The sequence below is a fragment of the Paenisporosarcina sp. TG20 genome (assembly GCF_000286315.1).
Classification (GTDB): domain Bacteria; phylum Bacillota; class Bacilli; order Bacillales_A; family Planococcaceae; genus Paenisporosarcina.
Window position 1 is genome coordinate 1 of sequence record NZ_ALJG01000140.1, and the last position, 5156, is coordinate 5156.

Genomic DNA, 5156 nt, shown 5'->3' on the forward strand with positions numbered 1-5156 from the left:
GCGCTAGCGACCGAGGAGGCTTGCCGCCCGCCCCGTGGAAAGCGTCCGCCTAGAGCGCAAATCAGCGGTATTATACTAGAACCTACTCCTTGAAATACCGGGAATACTGGATTCATGGCTCACTACATATATATACTTTCTTATTTTCCAAGAAAAACCGTGCAAAGTACGCCTGGTCCTCTTAAGAAGGGTACCCATAGAAACCCGTCTATTTCCGCTACGGTAGACGCTTTTAGCAGGCGAGCCGCAGCAAGCGTCCGCCTGGAGCGCAAATCAGCGGTATCATACTAGAACTTACTCCTTAAAATACCGTGAATACTGGATAAATGGCTCACTATATTTATATACATTCTAATCTTGCAAAAAAGGCGTGAGCGCTTTTAGTTCGACAGTTTGATTGGAAACCTAAAGAACTGTTTCATTACCCTTACATGTCAAAAAAAGCCCCACAAAAGTGAGGCAAGCTTTTATATATAGTTCGCTAAAGAAAGTACCCCTGTCGCAGCTAATCTTAATGTCAAAATAGCTACAATTGGAGAAATATCAATCATGCCTAGCGGAGGAATAAAGCGTCTAAATGGTTCTAAGAACGGTTCACAAATTTTCTCTAAGAAACGACCAATTTTTGTTTCTCTTGAACTCGGTACCCATGACATGAAAATGTAGATAATTAACAAAAATGAATACAATCCTATTGCTTTATGAATAATATCAATTACAAATATCATATGAACTAGTTACACCTCTATTGTATGTCGTCATAAAAGTAGTCTGAAATAGCTCCAGCTACTTCAACCGTATCGGGTGCACACAAAAATATATCGGTGCCAATACGTTGAATATCTCCCCCTAAAGCATACACCGTTCCACTTAAAAAATCTACAATACGGATTCCTTGATCCTTGTCAATACGTTGTAAATTAACAACAACCGCACGTTTATTCTTTAAATGTTCGGAAATGTCTTGTGCTTCTGCATACACTCGGGGTTCTACTAATATTACTTTTGAAGATTTTTGTAAGTTTTGAAGACTTACTAGATTGGAAGGTTGATTTGATTCAACTTGAACACTTTTTCTTTCCTTTGGTGTTTTACGAACACTTGATTGATGCGCTTGACGCGGCTCTTCTCTACGAACATTCTGTGTAGCAATTGCCTCTTCTTCTTCATCTAAGTAAAAAAAGTTTTTGAATTTATTTTTTATACTCATGAGAATCCTCACTTTCTTCTCCGACTAATGCTTTACCAATTCGCACATAAGTTGCGCCTTCTTCTATTGCGATTTCATAGTCATTTGACATGCCCATTGATAATTCTAAACAAGGAGCATGTGAATAGTGCTGGCTAGCAATTTTTAATTGCATATCTTTTAATGATTTAAACAAGGATCTTATTACTTCATTGTTTGCCCCATTTGGTGCCATTCCCATTAAGCCTATTATATTAATTCGATCATGTTTATCTAGAGATTCAATAAATGATTCAACACTTTTTAATTCAATTCCATGTTTTGCTTCTTCTTCGGAAATATTCACTTGCACAAAGCAATCAATCTTATGGTCTGCTCTTTTTTGAATCTCGTCAGCTAAACTCATTCGATCAAGCGAATGAAAAACTTGAATTGAATTTATGACTTGCTTTACTTTTCGTGTTTGTAATGAGCCTATATAATGCCAAACTACAGGTTCTTTTATAGATGCTTGTTTATTTAGCAAACCCTCGGGGCGATTTTCACCGAGATGTTTTAGACCCGTTTCTAACACTTCGACTGCACGTTCAATAGAAACAGATTTTGTCACTGCTACTATATGAACATCAGAAATAGAACGATTGGCACGAGCACATGATAGGCTAATTTTTTCTTGAATTAGTTTAAATTTTTGATCAATTGGCATTTTAAAATTCCTAACTTTTTTTGATATTGTGATTATATTTTATTGTACCAATTCAACTTCGATTATTCAATGTTTATCAGTGTTTTCCAACCTGCTGCTAGATTGTACAATCACCACATCTTTTCCAATTACTTTAATATCGCTCAATCGAATTACAATTGATGGACGATTAGATGAGAATATTTCTAACATTTTTTTTGGTTCTGCCAAGAAAAAAGACTCTATAGTTCCTTTTTCTTTTGATATTTCTGCATCATTAACAAAGCCAAGCATTCTCCCATCTTTCGCTTCAATAAATTCCTTTTGTTGAATATCAGTAAATTTCAAAAGTAATTCCTCCTTTATATAGCTTATGTTTATGAATAGAAAAAAAGCTTTTATTCAAGGAATAAAAGCTTTAGACCTATTTTACTTTAAATCAACATTGTATTGCTCTTGAATGAAACGTACCGCATGCTTCTCAAGTCTAGATATTTGTGCCTGTGAAATTCCTAATTCTTTAGCAATTTCTGTTTGGGTTTCTCCATAATAATAACGTTTAGCTAATATTTTTTGTGCACGCATGTCTAACTTACTTAAGCTTTCCTTAATAAAAATATATGAGGACCAAGATTCTTCAGAAACTTGGTCATCTCGTAATTGATCGAGCATGAAGACAGGATCACCACCGTCGTGATAAATCGGCTCTTGTAATGAGATTGGTTCCTGAATTGCATCTAGGGCAAACAAAATATCTTCATGAGGTATTTCTGTTAACTCTGATAGTTGAATCAATGTTGGTTCATGCAAGTGTTCTGTAATATATTGTTCTTTTGCTTTCATCGACTTATACGCGATATCGCGTAAAGATCGAGAGACACGTACTGGGTGATGATCACGTAAATGTCTTCTAATTTCTCCTATTATCATCGGTACAGCATAGGTCGAAAATCGCACATTGTGTTTTAAATCAAAATTCTCAATTGATTTTATTAATCCTATACAACCTACCTGAAACAGGTCGTCTGCTTGTTCTCCACGATAGGCGAAACGTTGAACCAAACTTAGTACTAGTCTTAAGTTCCCCATGACAAGTTCATCTTTAGCAAATTCATCACCACTCTGTAACCGTATAAAGGTTTGTGTCATTACTTCATTTGATAAAACAGGTAGCTTAGACGTATCTACTCCACATATTTCAACTTTTGTACGTACCATGACTTTTCCCTCCGAACTCAGCTTTACACTGTGATACCTTTCAGTGTGTCCGCCTCGAAGGAAACTATTCTAATTTAAGTTCTCCAATTTCACCCATTAAACAATCGGTTGATTTAACTCTTCTCTTAAGTCATGTATGATTTTCTTTTCTAAACGAGATATATAAGATTGTGAGATACCTAACATATCAGCGACTTCTTTTTGCGTCATTTCTTCTTGACCATTTAACCCAAAGCGACATTCCATAATATGTTTTTCTCGTTTATCTAACATATCAATAGCTGAAAACATAAATTGACGTTCTATTTTTTTCTCAACGTCTTCTGTTATTATATGTTCACCTGTTCCTAAAATGTCGGATAATAATAATTCATTACCATCTGCATCTGAATTCAATGGCTCGTCAAATGAAACTTCCGATTTTAAGCGACTAGTTTTCCGAAGATGCATCAAAATCTCATTTTCTATACAACGGGAAGCATAAGTAGCAAGTTTGATTTTTTTATCTACATTAAACGTTTCAATCGCTTTAATTAGCCCAATTGAGCCAATACTAATTAAATCTTCTATATTTGTTCCCGTGTTTTCAAATCGTCTTGCAATATATACAACCAATCTTAGATTACGCTCAATCAGCGTATCACGAGCAGTAAAACTACCATCCATAAAAGCTTGGATTGTTCTTGCTTCCTCTTCACGGTTCATTGGGTGTGGTAATGATTCACTACCGCCAATATAGTAAGTTCCTTTTCGGCGCCAGTGAATCCAAAGCTCAATTAGCCTGTTCCAAATTCTGATTAACATAGCATTCGACCTCCCTGAATTAGCTAAATAGTGTTGATGCATGCAAGATCACGTCTGAATGGTGAGGAAAATTCTTGCCATTTTTGGTAAGTACCACATAACAAGGTGATAATGTCTGTTCGGTTTTAGTCTTTAATTTAATATGATCAACTTTAATACCTATTGCCCACTTTGACTCATTTTGAACAGTTTGAAGACGTATCAAACGCAATTGAGATCTAAATGGCATTGGAATCTCATAGAATGCATCTGTTGTAGTACCTTCAAAGGCAAATAGATAGTGCCATAAATCTAGAGGAATAAATGATTTCATCTTATCAGCACTAATAAAGTGAACTGGATTTCCTGACAGTGGTTCTGTACAAAGGTTTCCTGTGTCCGAATAGGAGGTGAGTTGAAATTCCTGTTGAAACAAGCGAATTGTCACTTGACCCATATAAGAATCTTTAATTGCTGTTAAATTAATACGAAACCAGTTTTTTCTTACACCTGCTAAGCTTAATACCAATACACCTCCTGCGACGATTAAGACTACATACCAACTAGCACTTGCTAAGACTGGTTGAACAACAGTTAATAAACCACCCGCAAACAAAGCACCAATCAATGTGTTTGTAGCAGCAAGTAACCAATTTGTCCGATTCAATCCAAAAGCGATCGTTATCATAAAGATAAATGTTACAACAATTGAAAAGAAACTACCCCCAAATAGAACGATACTTAGTCCACCAATAAATGCACTTATCCATAAACGCCAACTTTTTTTATGAAACGACCCCATTTTGTTTGAAAAAGAAAGTAATGAAAAATTAATGAGAGTATTAATAGTTATTAAAACTTCAGCATACATTTTCTCACCTCCTATAAATAAGGTATCACTTACCTATTGCAAAACCTGTCAGTTCTTGTTATTTTTTTAAAAAAATCTACGACAAAAAAACCCATTCCTTATGTGCACACTTAGGCTACTAGGAATGGGTTTTTCGTATAGTTATTTTATTACACGGTCTCCTTTTATGTGTTTTTTCTTGAATACTAGATTGCATCTCCACTTTACAAATCGCGGAGCATGGAGACATTGTAAGCTTTCTTAGCATTACAATATACGACGTGTAACCGTCCGTTTTTATAGCTCAAATGCTAGTTAAGAAAAACCGGGCAAATTCGGCCCTGTCCTTTAAGAGAGCAAATAATTTAAGTATCAGTTTAAAAGGTTATTCCTATAGTATCGACTTTTGTTTCCTGTGTGATTTCCGTTAC

General features: G+C 35.4%; 7 protein-coding genes. All 7 read right to left on the reverse strand.

What is annotated here, in order from left to right; all coding sequences use genetic code 11:
- Nucleotides 1-467: 467 nt before the first annotated feature.
- On the reverse strand, nt 468-728 hold the full coding sequence (locus B371_RS0101640; protein ID WP_019412580.1) for a YggT family protein: 261 nt from the start codon (nt 726-728) through the stop codon (nt 468-470).
- 17 nt (nt 729-745) lie between these two features.
- Nucleotides 746-1210 carry a cell division protein SepF gene (locus B371_RS0101645; protein ID WP_019412581.1) on the reverse strand — a complete coding sequence of 155 codons (465 nt, stop codon included), beginning with the start codon at nt 1208-1210 and terminating at the stop codon, nt 746-748.
- Nucleotides 1194-1895, reverse strand: a complete 702-nt coding sequence (locus B371_RS0101650; protein WP_019412582.1) for a YggS family pyridoxal phosphate-dependent enzyme — start codon at nt 1893-1895, stop codon at nt 1194-1196. Before B371_RS0101650 ends, B371_RS0101645 begins: the two co-directional genes overlap by 17 nt.
- A 66-nt stretch (nt 1896-1961) precedes the next feature.
- Complete coding sequence (locus B371_RS0101655) at nt 1962-2222, reverse strand: PRC-barrel domain-containing protein (RefSeq protein WP_019412583.1); 261 nt, start codon at nt 2220-2222, stop codon at nt 1962-1964.
- 81 nt (nt 2223-2303) lie between these two features.
- The gene (sigG, locus tag B371_RS0101660) at nt 2304-3092 is read right to left on the reverse strand and encodes an RNA polymerase sporulation sigma factor SigG (protein ID WP_019412584.1); all 789 of its coding nucleotides are present in this window, start codon (nt 3090-3092) and stop codon (nt 2304-2306) included.
- Between the two features lie 96 nt (nt 3093-3188).
- Nucleotides 3189-3896 (reverse strand): RNA polymerase sporulation sigma factor SigE, encoded by a 708-nt coding sequence (sigE, locus tag B371_RS0101665; protein WP_019412585.1) that lies wholly within the window; start codon nt 3894-3896, stop codon nt 3189-3191.
- A gap of 19 nt (nt 3897-3915) precedes the next feature.
- Complete coding sequence (locus tag B371_RS0101670; RefSeq protein ID WP_019412586.1) at nt 3916-4746, reverse strand: sigma-E processing peptidase SpoIIGA; 831 nt, start codon at nt 4744-4746, stop codon at nt 3916-3918.
- Nucleotides 4747-5156: the final 410 nt, after the last annotated feature.

Coding starts and splice junctions, on each gene's coding strand:
- B371_RS0101640 (WP_019412580.1), bottom strand. CDS start 728: ATGATATTTGTAATTGATATTATTCATAAAGCAATAGGATTGTATTCA.
- B371_RS0101645 (WP_019412581.1), bottom strand. CDS start 1,210: ATGAGTATAAAAAATAAATTCAAAAACTTTTTTTACTTAGATGAAGAA.
- sigG (WP_019412584.1), bottom strand. CDS start 3,092: ATGGTACGTACAAAAGTTGAAATATGTGGAGTAGATACGTCTAAGCTA.
- B371_RS0101670 (WP_019412586.1), bottom strand. CDS start 4,746: ATGTATGCTGAAGTTTTAATAACTATTAATACTCTCATTAATTTTTCA.
- sigE (WP_019412585.1), bottom strand. CDS start 3,896: ATGTTAATCAGAATTTGGAACAGGCTAATTGAGCTTTGGATTCACTGG.
- B371_RS0101650 (WP_019412582.1), bottom strand. CDS start 1,895: ATGCCAATTGATCAAAAATTTAAACTAATTCAAGAAAAAATTAGCCTA.